We start from the raw sequence: 18,574 nt of genomic DNA, 5'->3' as shown, positions 1-18,574 counted from the left end.
AAAATCGCTTAGATTCATTTCTAAGCGATTTTTTTATGTGATTAATTTTCTAAAAGTGAAAAACGAAAAGTATCATTGGTGGTTTTTTGAGCAAATTGATTGATGCTATTTTCGCTCAATTGTAATATCCTTGGATACCCTCCTGTGACTTGACAATCCCTCATTAAAACAATCAATTTTCCTGAAGGGGCAAGTTGAACAGTTCCTGGCAAAACTGCGGAAGTCAAAATTTGTGGTAAATTATTTTCAATGAATTCATTCAATTTATAGCCAATTCTGTTGATTTCTTTTGAGATTGTAAAGGATTTCTCGAAAAGTGCTTTTTGCTGAAAATCAGTCAAAATTTCAAATTCTGGCCCTTTATAGCAATATATTTCTTTTGATTCAAAATGATGTTTCGAGAATTTTATACTTGCATTTGAAATTGAATATTCTTTATTTATGGACGAAATCGGAAGTAAATCTCCTTTTTTCAAAAGATGTTCATTGGTGATATTCTGAAAAAAACTCCGACTTTTCAGCTTTATTTCCGATTGAAAACCTCCTGTTACAGCCAAATACGCATAAGAACCAAAAATTCTTTTTCCGAAAGTCAACACATCATTTTTCCGAATTTCAACTTGGGTATTCAAACTAACTTTAGTATCATTCAACATGGCTAAAAAATCAGCTCCTGAAATACAAATTATCGTATTTTCGAGAAATTGTAATGAACATCCTCCAAAAGTAATTTCTAACAATGCATTTTCTAGTGAATTATTCAAAATATGATTTGCCAAATCTGCTGAAAAAGAATCCATTGCTCCAGAAATAGGAACTCCAAATTCAGCAAAACCTACCCTACCTTTATCTTGAATAGTATTGAAAAACCCTGGATGTAAAATCTTAATCATGGATACTTTTTTTTGAAATTTGATAAGATTTGTTATGTACTTTTCTTTGAATTTCATAAAACTCTTCTTTCGAAATTGGAATGAATTTTATAAAATCTTTAGAGGTTGCAAAACAAGGTTTTTCACTTTCCGCATCAAAAAAAAGTAAGGGTGTTTTTCCAATGATATTCCATCCTCCAGGAGAATTCAAAGGGTAAATTCCGGTTTGTTTCCCGCCAATTCCTACTGAACCTTGGTCAATTTGCAAACGTGGATTGGATTTTCTATCCATAAATAATTGAGAATCCAAACCTCCCAAATATAAAAATCCAGGTAAAAAACCAATAAAAAAAATAGTGTAAATTGGTTGAGAATGGAGTTGTATTATTGCTTCTTTTGAAAGATTCTTTTTCTTTGAAATTTCTTCCAAATCCAATCCAAATTCGTCATCATAACAAACTGGAATTTCCCATAAATGATGGAATTTTTTAGCACTTTTTATATCAGAATTGTAAATTGATTTTAAAATAGAAATCTCATCTGTATAGTTGATAAAATGTGAATTAAATACTATTGTTAATGAATGGTATCCAACAATGATATCAGCAATACAACTCTTTTTCTGTGCAATAATTTTTGATTTGAAAATCAAAATATCATCTAAAATCAATTCAGAAATTGTAACTGGCCATTCTATTAAAATGGCTTTTTCTCCAAAAGGTTTGTATTGAAGTTGATACATTAAATTGAAACTTGATTTTTAAATTTTTCTGATACATATTTCACAATTTCAACGGCATTTTCGGTATCTGAATGTACACAAAAAGTTGCTGCTTTAATGTCTTTTTCTTTTCCTGAAATTGTTTTTACTTTTCTCTCAAAAACCATTTTTGAAACATGCTGAAAAACGGCTTCTTTATCTTTTATGATTGCATTTTCATGAGTTCTATTGACCAAGGTCAAATCGTCATTATAATTTCTATCGGCAAAAGCTTCATATATAATTTTAATGTTATTTTCAATCGCAACTTTCTCTATTTCAGATTGATATGGCACATATAAAAAAATATTTTTACAATATTTTAAAATCGATTTTACAAATATTTTTGCCAAATTTTCATCAATTGCTATGGCATTATACAACGCTCCATGAGGCTTTATATGATGTAATCTTGCGTTGTGGAAAGACATTCTTTTTAAAAATAAATCCATCTGATCTTGAATACTTTTAGAAAGATTTTCATCTGAAATGTGCATCCATTTTCTTCCAAAGTTTTCTTTATCAGGAAAAGAAGGATGTGCACCAATCAAAACATTGTTTTTGAGAGCTAAAAGTATGGTTTTATCGATGGAATTTTCATCTCCAAAATGACCTCCACAAGCAATATTGCAAGAAGTAATATGTGGCATTAATAAATGCTCGTTTGCAATTCCTTCGCCAACATCACAATTGAAATCTATCATTTTTTAAAATAAATTAAACACTTTCAAAATCATTTTTAAACCTAAAAAAATAGTAATGAGAAAAATAAAAAATCCGAAAATATTTTGAATTTTTGTGTTTGTAAAATTGCCTAAAACCGACTTTTTATTCATTATCCACAATAAAATTGCAGTGATTATTGGCAATAAAAATCCATTTGCTATTTGAGCAAATTTGATAATTTCTAACGGTTTTATTCCTACAGAAGCAAAAATAACGCCCAAAAACAGAATCGTCATCCAAACAGCTCTAAAAGATTTTGATGTCAAATTCGATTGCCAACCAAAACATTCTTTGGCTACAAAAGCAGCAGCTAAAGGCGCAGTAATTGCAGAAGTAATTCCGGCTGAAAACAATCCAATTGCTAAAAAATATTTGGCAAAATCACCATACAAAGGCGCTAAACCTAATGCCAAATCTGTTGCGTTTAAAACCTCATTTGTTGAAATTGCAGCTGCAGAAATTATGATAGAAATAGAAACTAAACCTCCCAAACCCACAGCTATTATGGTATCTCTTTTAGCATGCAAAATATCTTCTTTTGTCTTCCATTTTTCCTTTACTAAAGATGCATGAAGAAACAAATTATAGGGTACAACTGTGGTGCCAATCAAACCAATAACGGTCAATAAACTTTGTTCAGGAAGTGATGGAATAAGCAATCCTTGAAAGACTTCAAGCAAATTTGGTTTGGTAATTATTGCAGTAATTAAAAAGGAAAAACTCATTAATAAAACGAATGAAATTAACGCTTTTTCAAGAAATTTATAATTGCCAATATACAGTAAAATAAAAGCAATTATTCCTACTAAAATGCTCATTAAATTCACTGAAAAAAGATCTGTTGTAAAAATCCATTGTCCAAAAATAGTTTCCAAACCTAAAATTCCACCACTGATATTTCCAGCTTCATAAGAAGCATTACCAATCACAATTGCCGTTAAAATGAGACCTATGATTATCTTTTTAAAAATTGGATTTTTGATTTCTTGTTTCACAACTTCTGACAAGCCTTTTTGAGAAATAATCCCAACTCTTGCTGCCATTTCTTGTAAAATAATGGTTGCGAAAATGGAAAGCAACATTGCCCACAACAAATGAAATCCAAAATTTACTCCAGCAATTGTGCAAATTGTTACCGTTCCTGGACCAATAAATGCAGCTGCAATTAACGTTGCAGGACCACTATTTTGAAACCATTTTTTCATCAAACTGATTTGAATTAAAACCTTAAAGATAGTTTTTTTTAAACAAAAAAAGCACCTCAAAATGAGGTGCTTTGCCTAAACAAAAACAACTTACCAATAATTAAAAAGCATAGCGCTGAGGACCTCCTCTTCGGATTTCTTCATTCGCATACTCTTCGTATTGTTTGAAATTTTTTCTAAAAGCATTGGACAACGTAAATGCTGTTTCATAGTATGCCTGATCATTATTCCAAGTAGTTCTAGGACTCAATAATTCTGTTGGAACTCCAGGACAAGTTCTTGGCTGAGCAACTCCAAAAACGGAGTGAATATGATAATTTTCATACGTATAATCCCCTAAACTTCCATTTAAAACAGCCGTAATCATTGCTCTTGTATATTTTAACGGCATTCGTTTTCCAACACCATATTTTCCTCCAGACCAACCTGTATTCACCAACCAAACATTGACACCTGCTTCCTTCATTTTTTGGCTCAACATTTCAGCATATCTTGTTGGATGTAAGGGCATAAAAGGCGCTCCAAAACACGCTGAAAAACTTGGAACAGGTTCTGTAACACCTGCTTCAGTACCTGCTACTTTTGCTGTATACCCAGAAATAAAATGATACGCAGCTTGTGCAGGAGTCAACTTAGAGATTGGAGGCAACACTCCAAAAGCATCAGCTGTTAAGAAAAATATGTTCTTTGGATTTTTTCCAATAGAAGGGTTTTGAATATTTTCAATATGATATAAAGGATAACTTACTCTCGTGTTTTCGGTGATGGATATATCAGAAAAATCAACATCTCCATTTGGTTTCAAAACAACATTTTCTAGCAATGCTCCTTTTTTGATGGCTGCATAAATTTCAGGTTCATTTTCCTGTGACAAATTAATCACCTTTGCATAGCATCCTCCTTCAAAATTGAAAATCGTATTTTCTGAAGTCCAACCATGTTCATCATCTCCAATCAAACTTCGGTTAGGATCTGTTGACAAAGTTGTTTTTCCTGTTCCAGATAATCCAAAGAAAATGGCTGTATCTCCCTCTTTTCCAACATTTGCAGAACAATGCATTGGCAGCGTATTCTTGTAAACTGGAAGTATGAAATTCAAAGCTGAAAAAATTCCTTTTTTGATTTCGCCTGTATATCCAGTTCCACCAATTAAAGCAATTTTTCTTGAAAAATTTAAAATGGCAAAATTGTGCTGTCTTGTTCCGTCTTCAGTAGCATTTGCTAAAAATCCTGGAGCATTTATCACAGTCCAATCTGGGGAAAAATTTTCTAATTCATTTTCTGATGGACGTAAAAACATGTTATAAGCAAACATATTACTCCAAGGATACTCATTTACAACACGAATAGAAAGTTTGTAGTTTTCGTCTGCGCAAGCAAAACAATCCCTTACAAAGAGCTCTTTTTCAGATAAATAAGAGACTACTTTATCGTATAATTTATCAAAATTCTCTGGAGAAAAAGGAATATTGATATTACTCCACCAAACTTCATTTTCAGTGATTGCATCTTTTACAATAAAACGGTCCAAAGGAGACCTTCCTGTAAATTCGCCTGTGTTGACTGCAATCGCTCCTAAAGAAGATATTTCTCCTTGACCTTTTTGAATCGTTTCATCATGCAACTCATTGGAAGTCAATTGATAGCGAATTGTAGCATTATTGATTCCAAGATTTTTTAACGAAATCGATTTCGTATTGATATCTACCATTTCAATTTTATATTATTTTATTGGTGCAAAATTATGAAAAAATTACAAAAACTTAACTTTTCAGTTCAAAATTATTGATTTATTATTTTGAGATTGCTTTCTTTACGAAAAGCACAATCATTGTCAACCATCCAAAAATCAAAAATAAACCTCCTAAAGGAGTGATAAACCAAATAGATTTGGCAGATATTGATGTCAATTGAATCAGATAAATTGATCCTGAAAAAAACAAAATTCCTGCATAAAAAAAGCCATTGACAAATCGTTTTTGTTGTACTGATAAACCATCAAAAATTGCTACAAAAAGCAACACAATTGCATGATACATTTGATAACGCACGCCTGTTTCAAAACTCAATAATTGTTCTGAAGTTAAAATTTCTTTCAATGCATGAGACCCAAAAGCACCTAAAATGATGGCTGTTACACCAAAAAAACAGGCAATAATTAAATTTTTAAACATAATAAGTTCTTTTTGTTAAATTTTAAACAATTATAGTATCTTAGTAGCATCACAAAAATACAGCTTTCTTTATGAAAAATATACTGATTATTGGTGCAGGAAAATCAAGCTCTTCTTTGATTACATACTTATTGGAAAACACATATAAAGAAGATTTCCAATTAGTAATTGGTGACATTTCACTCGAAAATCCTCTGAAACTTATCAATAATCATCATAGAGCAAAAGCAATTTTATTGGATATTTTCAATGAATATGAACGAAAAAATGAAATCAAAAAGTCTGATTTGGTGATTTCAATGTTACCTGCACATTTGCATTTTGAAGTGGCAAAAGACTGTTTGCAATTCAAAAAACATCTAGTAACAGCTTCATATATTTCTGAGCAAATGAAAACGTTACATGAAGATGTGAAAAAAAGTGGCCTGATTTTTATGAATGAAATAGGACTTGACCCTGGAATAGATCATATGAGTTCAATGAAAATAATCAATAAAATAAGAGAAAGTGGCGGAAAAATGTTGCTTTTTGAATCGTTTTGTGGTGGTTTGGTTGCGCCTGAAAGTGACACGAATTTGTGGAATTATAAATTTACTTGGAATCCAAGAAACGTGGTTTTGGCTGGTCAAGGTGGTGCTGCCATGTTTATACAAGAAGGAACTTATAAATATATTCCGTATCATAAATTATTCAGAAGAACCGAATTTTTAAACATCAAAGATTATGGAAAATTTGAAGCCTATGCCAACAGAGACTCCTTAAAATATAGAAGTATTTATGGTTTGGACGACATTCCTACCATGTATAGAGGAACTATTAGAAAAATTGGTTTTTCAAGAGCTTGGAATATTTTTGTACAATTGGGAATGACTGATGATTCATATAAAATCGAAAATTCTGAACACATGAGTTACAGAGATTTTGTAAATCTTTTTTTAGCCTATTCACCCTCGGATTCTGTTGAATTAAAATTGCGTTCCTATTTAAAAATAGATCAGGATGATTTGATATGGGAAAAATTAGTGGAATTAGACCTATTTAATCATTTCAAAAAAATTGGTTTAAAAAACGCAACTCCAGCTCAAATGTTGCAAAAAATTCTAGAAAATTCATGGACTTTGCAAGAAAATGACAAAGATATGATTGTGATGCAACATCTTTTTGGTTATGAATTGAATGGAAAAAAACATCAAATTGAAAGCAGTTTAGTTGTATTAGGAGAAAATCAAACCTATACAGCTATGGCAAAAACAGTGGGTTTGCCAGTTGCAATTGCTGCTATTAAAATCCTGAAAAATGACATAAAAAATCCCGGAGTTCAATTGCCAATTTCGAAAGAAGTATATGAACCTATTTTAACGGAATTGGAAAATTGTGGCATTCAATTTATGGAGAGAGAAGTTCCTTATTTAGGATATAATCCAAATAATGTGATAGGATAATTACATTTTCAGATAAAAATCTTTCGTCATATTGATATACTCTTTTGTGTATTGATGACGCTTAGTTTCGATAATTAAATGTGATTTTTGAATCGCTGATTTTTGGAAAGAAAAAGTCAATAAACTTCGCTTTATTTCTGAAGTAGGATTTCCTTGAACTCTACAAACTTCATTCAAAAACAATTGATTTTCATTTGCAATTTTCATAAAGTTTTCTTCTTCTTTAAAGGGAATTATTACCGAAAAAAATCCGCTTTGAGATAAAATTTTTGAAACACCTAGCAACAAATCTTCAAATGATAATGAACTTGTAAATCGTGCTTTGTTTCTACTTTCATTTTCTGATTCAGAATCCTCTGTATAAAATGGTGGATTTGATACTATCAAATCATACGTTTCTTCCTCATCAGATATCTCATCAACAAAATCTTGAAATGAACAGTGATAGCAATACAAACGATTTCCCCAATCAGAAATTTCAAAATTTTCAACAGATTGTTCATACGCATTTTCATCAATCTCAATGGCATCAATAGTTTCAGCATCAGAACGTTGTGCCAACATCAAAGAAATGATTCCAGTTCCTGAACCAATATCTAAAATTTTATCAGGATAGTATTTCAAGGAAATCCAAGCACCTAACAATACAGCATCAGTCCCCACTTTCATAGCTGTTTTGTCCTGATGAATGATAAATTCTTTGAATTGAAAAGGTTTATTCATTTGGTAAAATTAATAATTTAAAATACTAAAAGTAAATTCCTTTTAAATAATTATATTTGTAAGTACCCAGAAATCATCAAAAAATCATGAAAAAAATATTAATTCTATTGATACTTATTATCTCATGCACCACAGCTGAAACTGTAATTGAAGAAGAGACTTTGACTGATAATACCATAAAAATAGAAGTAACTTCATCGGAAATAGCAAATGATGAGATATTTATCACCTACTACGAATATCAAACAGATACATACAACTGGAAACCTTATCCAATTTCATACGATTCATCAGGAAATCCAGAACCTGTGATAATTATTTTGGAAAATTATAATTATAGATATATAGCTGGAGAAGTTTACAGAAATAATAATATACCATCAAAAATTACTTTGAAAATTTCAGTAAATGACGAAGTTATCATAGATGAGTCTAAAACTGGAAATGGCAACGAATATGTAACAATTCGATTTAATTATGACATTAAATCGAAGAAAAACATTTAAATTTTAGTGTCATATTGATACAATTTAAAAACCCACTAAACTGAATAACTTAGTGGGTTTTTGTTATTTTATTTTGTGATTTCTTGCAGAGAGGAAGGGATTCGAACCCTCGATACCGTTACCAGTATACTACCTTTCCAGGGTAGCCAATTCAACCACTCTTGCACCTCTCTAGTGGTCCTAAATTTAATGTTTAGGATAAGTAAAGTTCTATTAAACCTTCAGGTGTTTGAACTTCGATTGTTTTATTAGCTCTATCAACTTTTTTGATAAATTCATCAACCATTGGAATAAAAATTTCTTTTCCTTCCCTGTCAATCTCAAAAAGTGGTTGAGCAGCAGTTTCATTAATTTTTACAATGATACCAACTTCACCAAAAATCCTATCCACTACTTTGAAGCCAATAATTTCATGAAAATAAAATTGATCTCCCGTTAGTTTTGGCAGTAATGTTAATGGCAAATAAATATCCGATTTTAAAATAGCATCAGCATCAGCCTCAGAATTCACATCTTCAAATCGAACACGCAATTGATTTCCTTTGTGTAATGAACTTTTCTCAATAAAAAATGGAACCAAGTTATTGCCAAAATCGACATAAACTGATTCCATTTCTATGTACAACTCAGGCTCATCAGTATCTAATTTGATAACAACTTCACCCTTAAAACTGTGTTTTCTGACGATTTTGCCTAAATAAAAACAATCTTCTTTACGCATTATCGTATAAAAAGTTTTATTCTGCTGTAGTTTCTTCAGTAGTTTCTTCAACAGCTGCTTCTACTTCAGCAACTTCCTCAGCAACTTCTTCTACTTTAGCAGCTGCAGCAATTCTTGCTTCATTTACAGCTTTTTCAGCAGCCAATGCTTTTGCTTTTGCATCAGCTTGAGCTTTTGTCAATCCTTCTGATTTTGAAGTAACTTTTGCTCCTTTTTCTTCTAACCAAGCATTGAATTTTTCAGCTGCTTGCTCTTGAGTTAAAGCGCCTTTACGAACTCCACCAGCCAAATGATTTTTCAATAATGCTCCTTTATACGACAAAATTGCTTTTGCAGTATCAGTAGGTTGTGCACCATTTTGCAACCATTTTACAGCTCCATCAACATCTAAATCAATAGTTGCAGGATTTGTGTTTGGATTATAAGTCCCTAATTTTTCTAAGTAACGACCATCTCTTGTTGAACGTGCGTCAGCAGCAACAATCCAAAAGAAAGGTTTGTTCTTTTTTCCGTGTCTTTGTAATCTAATTTTTACAGACATAATGTATTGATTTTGTAAGGTTCTCGACCTCGGTTCATACTAATTTTACCAACTCGTGATAAGTGGGCGCAAATATACAACTATTTTTGATTCTATCAACTTAAAATCAACCAATTAAAAAGGGAATTAAAAATCTGAAAAAATGTTAATAAATCACCCCAAAAAGCAACCTGATTTTCTAGTATGATTTTGTATTTTTAAAGTTCTTAATTTTCAAAGCAAAAGCCAAATATGTATTTAATTTTTGACACAGAAACTACTGGATTACCTAAAAGTTGGAATGCACCAATTACTGATACTGACAACTGGCCTAGATGTGTTCAAATTGCATGGCAACTGCATGATGAATTTGGAAATTTAATTTCCAGAAATGATTTTTTACTGAAACCTGAAGGATTTAATATTCCTTTTGATGCAGAAAGAGTTCATGGTATTTCAACAGAATTGGCTGAGGAACAAGGAATTTCACTGCAAAAAGGACTAGAATTATTCAACGAAGCTTTACAAAAAACCACTTTTATTGTCGGGCAAAATGTAGGTTTTGATATCAATATTATGGGCTGTGAGTTTCATAGATTGGGAATTCAAAACAATTTAACAAAACTACCCATTTTAGATACTTGTACCGAAAAAACAGCTTCGCTTTGCAAACTTCCTGGTGGTCGTGGAGGAAAATTTAAATTACCCACCTTAACTGAATTGCACAAACATCTTTTCAATGTTGATTTTGAAGAAGCGCACAATGCAACTGCGGATGTTGAAGCGACAACTCGTTGTTTTTTCGAGTTAATTCGTTTGGGTGAATTCAGCAAAAATGAATTACATGTTGATGATTCCTATTTTACAATTTTTAGAGAAAAAAATCCCTTAACAATTCAAGTAATTGGAATTGAACATGTTAATTTAAAAAAAGAAAGTACTAAGATTCGAAAACGTCTTGAAAAAGTAAAAGAGGATATTTCATCCAAAACAACTTCAGAAGGTTTATCAGAATTAAAAAATAGTTCCTTTTCACATTTACACAATCATACACAATTTTCGGTGTTGCAATCAACTATTCAAATTGATGCACTTGTAAAAGCTGCTGTTGCAGATAAAATGCCTGCAGTTGCCATGACCGATACTGGAAATATGATGGCTGCTTTTCATTTTGTAAGCACTGTTTTGAATCATAATAAAATTTCTGAACATCAAATCAAACCCATTGTTGGTTGTGAATTTAATATCTGTGATGATCATAAAAACAAATCCATCAAAGACAATGGTTTTCAGGTTGTATTATTAGCAAAAAACAAAAATGGCTATCATAATTTGGCAAAAATGTCATCCATCGCATTTATTGATGGATTTTATTATGTGCCAAGAATAGACAAAGAAATCATCAAAAAATATAAGGAGGATATTATTGTATTGTCTGGAAATTTATATGGCGAAATTCCAAATAAAATTTTAAATCTAGGTGAATTACAAGCAGAAGAAGCCCTACTTTGGTGGAAACAAGAATTTAAAGATGATTTTTATTTAGAGTTGATGCGCCACAATCAGCAAGATGAAAATATTGTAAATGAAACCTTGCTGAAATTTTCAAAAAAGCACGACATCAAAATTGTTGCTACAAACAATACGTATTATTTAGATAAAAAAGATGCCAATGCACACGATATTTTATTGTGTGTAAAAGATGGCGAAAAACAAGCAACACCTATAGGAAAAGGTCGTGGTTATAGATATGGATTGCCAAACGAAGAATATTATTTCAAATCTACTGAAGAAATGAAAAAACTTTTTGCTGATATTCCTGAGGCAATTAGTAACGTGCAAGAAATTGTTGATAAAATTGAAATTTTTTCATTGGCAAGAGAGGTTTTATTACCTGCTTTTGATATCCCCAAAGAATTTCACTCTCAAGAAGATTTGATTGATGGAGGCAAGAGAGGAGAAAATAGTTATTTGAGACATCTAACGTATCAAGGTGCGAAAAAAAGATATGGAGAATTGACTGATTCCTTAAAAGAACGCCTTGATTTTGAACTAGAAGTTATTGAAAAAACAGGATATCCTGGTTACTTTTTAATTGTAGAAGATTTTATCAGAGAAGCACGAAATATGGGAGTTGCAGTGGGTCCAGGACGTGGTTCAGCAGCAGGATCTGTGGTTGCTTATTGTTTGTGGATTACCAATATTGATCCCATCAAATACGATTTACTTTTTGAGCGTTTCTTGAATCCAGAACGTGTTTCCATGCCCGATATTGATATCGATTTTGATGATGAAGGACGAAGTAAAGTCATGGATTATGTGATTCAAAAATACGGTTCCAATCAAGTTGCACAGATAATTACCTATGGAACTATGGCAGCAAAATCATCTATCAGAGATACTGCAAGAGTATTGGATTTGCCATTATTTGAGGCAGATAGAATTGCAAAATTGATTCCAAATGTCATCAAACTTCAGAATATTTTTAGTAATGACGAACGAAATAAATCAAAAATTGATGGACTTCGTGCAGAAGACAAACTCTTGATTGAGGAATTAAGACAGCTTTCTGAAGGTTCAAATCTAGCTTCAGAAACAGTAAACAAAGCCACTATTTTAGAGGGTTCTGTAAGAAATACAGGAACGCATGCTTGTGGAGTGATCATTACTCCTGGAGACATTACGAATTATGTTCCTGTAGCTTTGGCAAAAGATTCTGACATGTATGTAACACAATTTGACAATGCTGTTGTAGAATCTGCAGGATTGTTGAAAATGGATTTTTTAGGATTAAAAACCCTAACATTAATCAAAGATACTGTCAAAATTGTCAAAGCAAGACATGGCAAAGAATTAGATCCTGATTCTTTTCCTTTGGATGATGAAAAAACCTACGAATTATTTCAAAAAGGCGAAACTGTGGGTATTTTTCAATACGAATCTCCAGGAATGCAAAAGCACATGCGCTCTTTAAAACCGACTGTTTTTGGAGATTTAATTGCCATGAATGCCTTATACAGACCAGGACCTATGGAATATATTCCATCTTTCATCAACCGAAAACATGGCACTGAAGAAATTGAATATGATTTGCCTGACATGGAAGAATTTTTGGCTGAAACGTATGGAATTACAGTGTATCAAGAGCAGGTGATGTTACTATCACAAAAATTGGCAAATTTCTCAAAAGGGGAAGCTGACGTTTTGCGAAAAGCGATGGGTAAAAAACAAGCGGCTGTTTTGGATAAAATGAAACCAAAATTCATTGAACAAGCTGCTGCAAATGGTCATGATGCGCAAAAATTAGAGAAAATCTGGAAAGATTGGGAGGCTTTTGCAAGTTATGCGTTCAACAAAAGTCATTCTACCTGTTACGCTTTTATTGCTTATCAAACAGCTTATTTAAAAGCGCATTATCCTGCTGAATACATGGCTTCTGTCTTGTCAAATAATATGAATGACATCAAGCAAGTTTCTTTTTTTATGGAAGAATGCAAACGAATGGGATTGCAAGTTTTAGGACCTGATATCAATGAATCGTATTTGAAATTTTCTGTAAACAAGCAAGGAGCTGTTCGTTTTGGAATGGCAGCCATTAAAGGTGTTGGAGCACATGCCGTAAAATCAATTATTGATGAACGCAAAGAAAATGGTTCGTATGCTTCGATTTTTGATTTGGCGAAACGTGCAGATTTGCGTGTTGCCAACAAAAAAGCCTTTGATAGTTTGGTAAAAGCAGGCGCTTTTGATTCATTTACAAATACGCACAGAGCACAATATTTTGCTTTGGATGAAAAAGGAGTCACCTTTTTAGAACGTGCCATGAAATATGGAAGTAAATTTCAAGAAAATAAAAATGCAACTCAAGTTTCACTTTTCGGAGAAGCTTCAACAATTCAATTTCCTGAACCTGAAATTCCGAATTGCGAAACTTGGGGAACAATGGAGTTGTTGAGTCAGGAAAAAGAAGTGATTGGTATGTATATTTCTGCACATCCTTTAGACGATTTTAGAAATGAAATGGCTTTTTGCAATACCAATTTGTCGATTTTTAAAGAAGATTTGAAAGAATTTGCAGGCAAAAATATTTCGTTTGCAGGCATCATTACTGATGTTCAACATCGAGTTTCTAAAACTGGAAATCCTTGGGCTTCCTTTGTTTTAGAGGATTATAATGACAATTACGAATTCCGAATTTTTAAAGAAGATTATCTAAAATTCAAACATTTTTTATCTTTAAATAATTTTGTGTACGTCAAAGCAACTTTTAAAAAGAATTATTACAATGATGAAGTGAGTATTTCTTTCAATGATTTTAAATTGCTAACCGAAGTTTTAGATACATATTGCGAAAAACTCACGATCAATATTCCAATAGAAAATTTGAAAGAAGATACAATTTTAAACTTAGAAACCATCCTAAAAAATAATCCTGGAAAAAAATCTTTAAAGTTTACTATTTGGGATGAAATGGAAAATATTGAGGTAAATCTACCCAGTAGAAATACAAAAATAGGCGTTTCAAGTTCGTTGTTGGATATCTTGCAAAAACAGCAAATCAATTATAAATTGAATTGATTTTGATAAAAATTAAGAGTTCGTTATTTCTCTAAAAACGGACTCTAAACTTTTTCCTTTTAGGTTTTTTATAGATTCATTTAACAGCAATGTTCCTTTATTGATAATCAACACACGATCACAAACTGCCTCTACTTCTTGCATAATATGTGTAGAAAATAATACTGTTTTTTCTTTTCCCAATTCTTTAATCAAAGTTCTAATATCTACTAATTGATTGGGGTCTAACCCTGTAGTTGGTTCATCTAAAATCAGTATTGATGGATTGTGTAAAATGGCAGCTGCAATGCCCACTCTTTGTTGATATCCTTTAGAAAGTTGATGAATTTTTTTATGAGCTTCTGTTGTCAAACCTACTTTTCCGATACAATTTTCAATTTGTTCTTTTACAGTAATGTTCTCCAAATTTTCCATTTTATGAATCGAACTGCAAAAATTTAGATATTCACGCACATACATATCCGTGTACAAAGCATTGTGTTCGGGTAAATACCCAATTATTTTTTGAGCTTCTAAAGGGTTTTTCAACACATCAATCTCATCAATAAAAACTTCTCCTTCATCAGGTTTTAAATATCCTGTCAAAATTTTCATCATGGTGGATTTTCCTGCACCATTAGGACCTAAAAAACCAATAATTTGAGCATTTTTCGCCTCAAATGAAATGTCATTCAACACATTTTGAGTGCCATAATTTTTTGAAAGGGATGTAACTTTGATTGACATTTTTTTCTTTTAAGTTGAAGTTTGTAGTTTGATTTTACGAATATTTTTCATGCGTTTCCAAGCCAATTTGTGACGTTGTTTATAAAACCAAAGTGTGCCCAAATCTAATAAAAAATAAAAGAAACTAATGCCACTTGGAGGATTATGACTGGGTAAAAAATCAAAAATTCCCCAAGCTGTAGTTGGCCAATACCAACATTTGTAATACGTTCCTATCAATTCTAAAACCACTACAGTAAGATACATTGTCAAATAGAAAAGTCGTTCTCTGGGTTTTTTTCTTAAAATGAATAATGTAGCAATTGTCATCACAAATCCAAAAACATCATTTTTAAAAATCAGAAAAACAGTGGCATATATAAAAATAAAAATAGTAAAAAATCGCTCTAAAAATTGATGGTGGATTTTTATAGAGGTTGCTTTTGAAAAACACAAAACAGCTACATATACAAGTGCATGACCAAAAGGAACGTAATGTGGTACATTTTCCAATCTATAAGTGTACATTCCCATCAATATTGAAAATAAATATTCTCCAAAATAAGCAATGATAACTGCTGCAATCATGTTTTCTTTGAGTCGATGATGAACTCTAAAAAAAATGATACCAAACACGATAATCATCAAAGTATTGGCATAAAACTGTGCATTTTCAGTAATTTTCACCATGTAAAAACTATCTAAAAATAGTCCAACAATAAAAAACAAATACAAAAATCCAAGGGTTTTGTAAGTTGTGAATAAAGAAGATTTTGATGCAACTACACTCATGCTGCGAAAATAAGGAAACTAAACAAAAATGGCTCAAAAAATTTGAGCCATTTGTTTGTAATTTTGATTTGATATTATAATTGATAACGAACTCTTAAACTTACAAACCTTGGTAAGATGAAACGTTCGTTAATGCTAAATGAAATAATATTCTGATTTACATTTAAATTTGATCCAGTTGCCAATAAGTTACTCCCAACCAATTCGTATTCCCATTTTGCATCTTTGTCTTTTCTGTAAGCAAAAGACGCATTCCATATTTTGAATGAATTTATAACATTTCCTTCTTGTCTTGTTTCGTTGTAAGAAAAATCCGTTTTTACAGTTAAAGAATTCCAAATATATGCATCAAAATCAATAGATGGTATATGTCTGACAGTTTTAATATCAGCATTTCTTGCACTGTTTTTCTGATCTATGAATGAAACATTATAACTCAAATTAACATTTGGTGCTTTTGTGAAATTTGTTCCAATTCTAGTATTAATTCCTCTTGAAATATTTTCATTCGTGTTTTCTAAAGAGTTGATAAATTGGTAGCTTTTATTATAATTAAAATTACCTCCCAATCTTCCTGTAATTTTTTTGATGGTTTTACTTACATTTCCAAAAGCCGTAAAAGATTCATTATCTAATGGAGAATTAATAGATGTACTACTAGAAACTACAGAACCTGGCTGAAAAATAGTATTACTATTTACTTGGTTTATGGTTTTAGTATAATTTAAACCTGCAAAAACATTGCTATTATTGAATAAATTAAAACTTCTATAATTCAACCTTATATTATGAAAACTAGCATTTATTAATTCATCATTTCCTGAAAAGAATGAATTATACCTGCTTGCAACAATCCCTCTCGCAATTTGATTTACATCTGTAAAATTAACTTGCTGTCTGTATGTAAAATTCAAACTTTCACTTCTTTTAAATTGAGCTATCACATTAAACTCAGGCAATACTTGGAAAAATTTATCTTGGAAAAATTCAGTGCCATATTGTGTGTTTTGTGAATTGTAAGAGTGTACTGTAAATCCAGGAGTAATCGTAAAAATTCCTGCTTTTAAACGATATCTTACTCCTGCATAAATATCAGCAAATTTATATTCAGTGTCATTGGTTGTTTGTGGATCAACAACTCCAGGAATTGTTGGATTTGGCGTAAACTCATCTCCATTATCTAAAATTTGGAAAAAACGAGAATTGTAATTTTGATTGCTCAAAATAGTTCCTGCTACAAAGTTCAAATTACTTACCGAATTTAGAATATAATAATAATCTAATTTTGCGTCCATTTGATTGGTTTTTACACGTCTGTCTTGTTCCAAATTATAAAATAGATTGCTTCTATCCAATCCTAACGTTTCAGCAGCATCATCAAAACCATCATTGTTTGCATCGTCATTATTGTTTGGATTATTTTCTAGAGATGCAATATAAAATGGATCTTCATCTTGCAGTAAATGTTTGATTTCTAAAGCAAAAATACTTTTTTCACTTGCTGTATAGAAATAACTTAAATCTTGATTGATGGTAAAAGGAGTCGCATTTTCTGTTTCAGTAATGTCACTTAATACTTGAGAATTTATATTATCGGTTTTAAATTCATTTGAAAAACGACCTGCAATATTATAATTCATTTGATTATTAATATCTTTTTTATAGATAGACGTAAATCGAAATAATCCAGTATTACTTGTTTGATTGGTGGTATTATCAACTAAATCATCAGGAGTATTTGGATCAACATAATCTATCGTATTAATATTTCTTTGACCATTGGTGTTGCTTGAAAAAATCAAAAATCCACCTAAATTCAGTTTTTTATTGGGTGAGTAACTGAAATTGAAAGCTGATAATTTGGTTTCAATTTTATTCGCATTTCTAGCATTCGCCGTTAAAAACCCAATTCCAGCATCTGCAATATTGATATTGGTTCCGTTTGAAGGACTTTGACTTTGAAAATTGGCGCCAAAACTTCTCAAATCTCCTCTATCTAAAACAACTTCTCCAATATTATTGACATCTCCAATAACATTTAAGGTATATTTTGGCGTGTAATAAAATAATTTTGGCTGAAAAAGATACAAAGTTTCGTTTGGAGCATCTCCAATTCCTGCTGTAACATCACCAAACCAAAAATTCTTTTTTCCTTCTTTTAATTTGATATTGATGGCAACTCTGTCTTCATTGTTTTGAACGCCACTCAATTGACTCACATCCGAAAAGTTACGCAATACTTGAATTTTGTCAATCGCATTTGAAGGAATATTTTTGGTTGCCAATTTGGTATCTCCACTGAAAAAATCTTTTCCATCAATGGTAATTTTTTCAACAGCTTTTCCTTCTACTTCAATTTGACCAGCAGCATTGATTTCAACTCCTGGTAATTTTTTCAACACATCTTCTAGTTTTCGTTCTGTACCGTTTTTAAAAGAATCTGCGTTGTATGAAATGGTATCTCCACTAATTGTAACAGGCATTTTTGATACAATATTGATTCCATCCAACATGTTGTCTTCTTTCATGGTGAAGTTTTTTACAACATCAACAGTGGTAGTATTAATGGTCGTAGAAATTTCTTTAAATCCTATGTAACTAATTTTCACATTATATGAAGTGTTGTTTTTCAAATCAAGTCTAAAAAACCCTTTGGCATCAGAAAAACCATAGGAAGCAATTGCTTTTGTATTGTTGTCAATCGCAATTACATTTGCCATTTCAAGAGGAACTCCAATAGAATCTTTTACAACACCCGTCAATTTTACTTGGGCAGTTGTAATACACGTCACCATAAAAATGGCGATTACTAAAATTTTTTTCATTTGTTTGGTTTGATTATTTTTTTCA

General features: G+C 31.4%; 14 protein-coding genes, 1 tRNA gene and 1 pseudogene. 3 read left to right on the top strand and 13 right to left on the bottom strand.

The genetic code is table 11. The annotated features are described in order from the left end of the window. Positions 1-41: 41 nt before the first annotated feature. The 6 genes from IU405_RS10590 to IU405_RS10565 all read right to left on the bottom strand — a co-directional run bounded on the left by IU405_RS10590 (position 42) and on the right by IU405_RS10565 (position 5,737). Entirely contained in the window at positions 42-893 is an 852-nt protein-coding gene (locus tag IU405_RS10590; protein ID WP_197438579.1) for a biotin-dependent carboxyltransferase family protein, read from the bottom strand. After that, complete coding sequence (gene pxpB / locus IU405_RS10585) at positions 886-1,614, bottom strand: 5-oxoprolinase subunit PxpB (RefSeq protein ID WP_197438578.1); 729 nt, start codon at positions 1,612-1,614, stop codon at positions 886-888. The genes IU405_RS10590 and pxpB overlap by 8 nt, the downstream gene beginning before the upstream one ends. Then, positions 1,614-2,336, bottom strand: coding sequence for a 5-oxoprolinase subunit PxpA (gene pxpA / locus IU405_RS10580; protein ID WP_197438577.1), 723 nt, complete (start codon positions 2,334-2,336; stop codon positions 1,614-1,616). Before pxpA ends, pxpB begins: the two co-directional genes overlap by 1 nt. A gap of 3 nt (positions 2,337-2,339) precedes the next feature. Beyond that, a complete protein-coding gene (locus IU405_RS10575) occupies positions 2,340-3,563 on the bottom strand; it encodes an Nramp family divalent metal transporter (protein WP_410896750.1) in 1,224 nt (407 codons plus the stop codon). A 100-nt stretch (positions 3,564-3,663) separates the two neighbouring features. Continuing rightward, positions 3,664-5,274: a phosphoenolpyruvate carboxykinase (ATP) gene (gene pckA, locus IU405_RS10570; protein WP_197438575.1), complete on the bottom strand. Its 1,611-nt coding sequence runs from the start codon at positions 5,272-5,274 to the stop codon at positions 3,664-3,666. Between the two features lie 82 nt (positions 5,275-5,356). After that, the gene (locus tag IU405_RS10565) at positions 5,357-5,737 is read right to left on the bottom strand and encodes a DUF423 domain-containing protein (protein ID WP_197438574.1); all 381 of its coding nucleotides are present in this window, start codon (positions 5,735-5,737) and stop codon (positions 5,357-5,359) included. Between the two features lie 71 nt (positions 5,738-5,808). Between IU405_RS10565 and IU405_RS10560 the strand changes: the two genes are divergently transcribed. After that, complete coding sequence (locus IU405_RS10560) at positions 5,809-7,179, top strand: saccharopine dehydrogenase family protein (protein ID WP_197438573.1); 1,371 nt, start codon at positions 5,809-5,811, stop codon at positions 7,177-7,179. Here IU405_RS10560 and IU405_RS10555 read toward each other — a convergent pair whose 3' ends face one another. After that, entirely contained in the window at positions 7,180-7,902 is a 723-nt protein-coding gene (locus tag IU405_RS10555) for a tRNA1(Val) (adenine(37)-N6)-methyltransferase (protein WP_197438572.1), read from the bottom strand. A 107-nt stretch (positions 7,903-8,009) separates the two neighbouring features. Between IU405_RS10555 and IU405_RS10550 the strand changes: the two genes are divergently transcribed. Then, positions 8,010-8,408, top strand: a complete 399-nt coding sequence (locus IU405_RS10550; RefSeq protein ID WP_197438571.1) for a hypothetical protein — start codon at positions 8,010-8,012, stop codon at positions 8,406-8,408. A gap of 86 nt (positions 8,409-8,494) precedes the next feature. On the opposite strand, the gene IU405_RS10545 is transcribed toward IU405_RS10550, so the two are convergent. The 3 genes from IU405_RS10545 to IU405_RS10535 all read right to left on the bottom strand — a co-directional run bounded on the left by IU405_RS10545 (position 8,495) and on the right by IU405_RS10535 (position 9,670). After that, a tRNA-Ser gene (locus IU405_RS10545) sits at positions 8,495-8,581 on the bottom strand. A gap of 20 nt (positions 8,582-8,601) precedes the next feature. Continuing rightward, a complete protein-coding gene (gene rimM / locus IU405_RS10540) occupies positions 8,602-9,129 on the bottom strand; it encodes a ribosome maturation factor RimM (RefSeq protein ID WP_197438570.1) in 528 nt (175 codons plus the stop codon). Positions 9,130-9,145: 16 nt separating this feature from the next. Then, positions 9,146-9,670 carry a 30S ribosomal protein S16 gene (locus IU405_RS10535; RefSeq protein ID WP_197438569.1) on the bottom strand — a complete coding sequence of 175 codons (525 nt, stop codon included), beginning with the start codon at positions 9,668-9,670 and terminating at the stop codon, positions 9,146-9,148. A gap of 231 nt (positions 9,671-9,901) precedes the next feature. Between IU405_RS10535 and dnaE the strand changes: the two genes are divergently transcribed. Then, positions 9,902-14,227 carry a DNA polymerase III subunit alpha gene (dnaE, locus tag IU405_RS10530; protein WP_197438568.1) on the top strand — a complete coding sequence of 1,442 codons (4,326 nt, stop codon included), beginning with the start codon at positions 9,902-9,904 and terminating at the stop codon, positions 14,225-14,227. 36 nt (positions 14,228-14,263) lie between these two features. Here the strand turns inward: dnaE and IU405_RS10525 are convergent. From IU405_RS10525 to IU405_RS10515, 3 genes and pseudogenes are all read right to left on the bottom strand, one after another. After that, a pseudogene (locus tag IU405_RS10525) lies at positions 14,264-14,953 on the bottom strand (ATP-binding cassette domain-containing protein); the annotation flags it as partial. A gap of 9 nt (positions 14,954-14,962) precedes the next feature. Further along, positions 14,963-15,724 (bottom strand): hypothetical protein, encoded by a 762-nt coding sequence (locus IU405_RS10520; protein WP_197438566.1) that lies wholly within the window; start codon positions 15,722-15,724, stop codon positions 14,963-14,965. 74 nt (positions 15,725-15,798) lie between these two features. Beyond that, positions 15,799-18,549, bottom strand: coding sequence for a TonB-dependent receptor (locus tag IU405_RS10515; RefSeq protein WP_197438565.1), 2,751 nt, complete (start codon positions 18,547-18,549; stop codon positions 15,799-15,801). Between the last annotated feature and the right edge of the window lie 25 nt (positions 18,550-18,574).

Origin of the sequence: Polaribacter sp. BAL334, assembly GCF_015767435.1 — a bacterium.
Taxonomy (GTDB): domain Bacteria; phylum Bacteroidota; class Bacteroidia; order Flavobacteriales; family Flavobacteriaceae; genus Polaribacter.
This window is presented reverse-complemented; position numbering and strand designations above follow the sequence as displayed.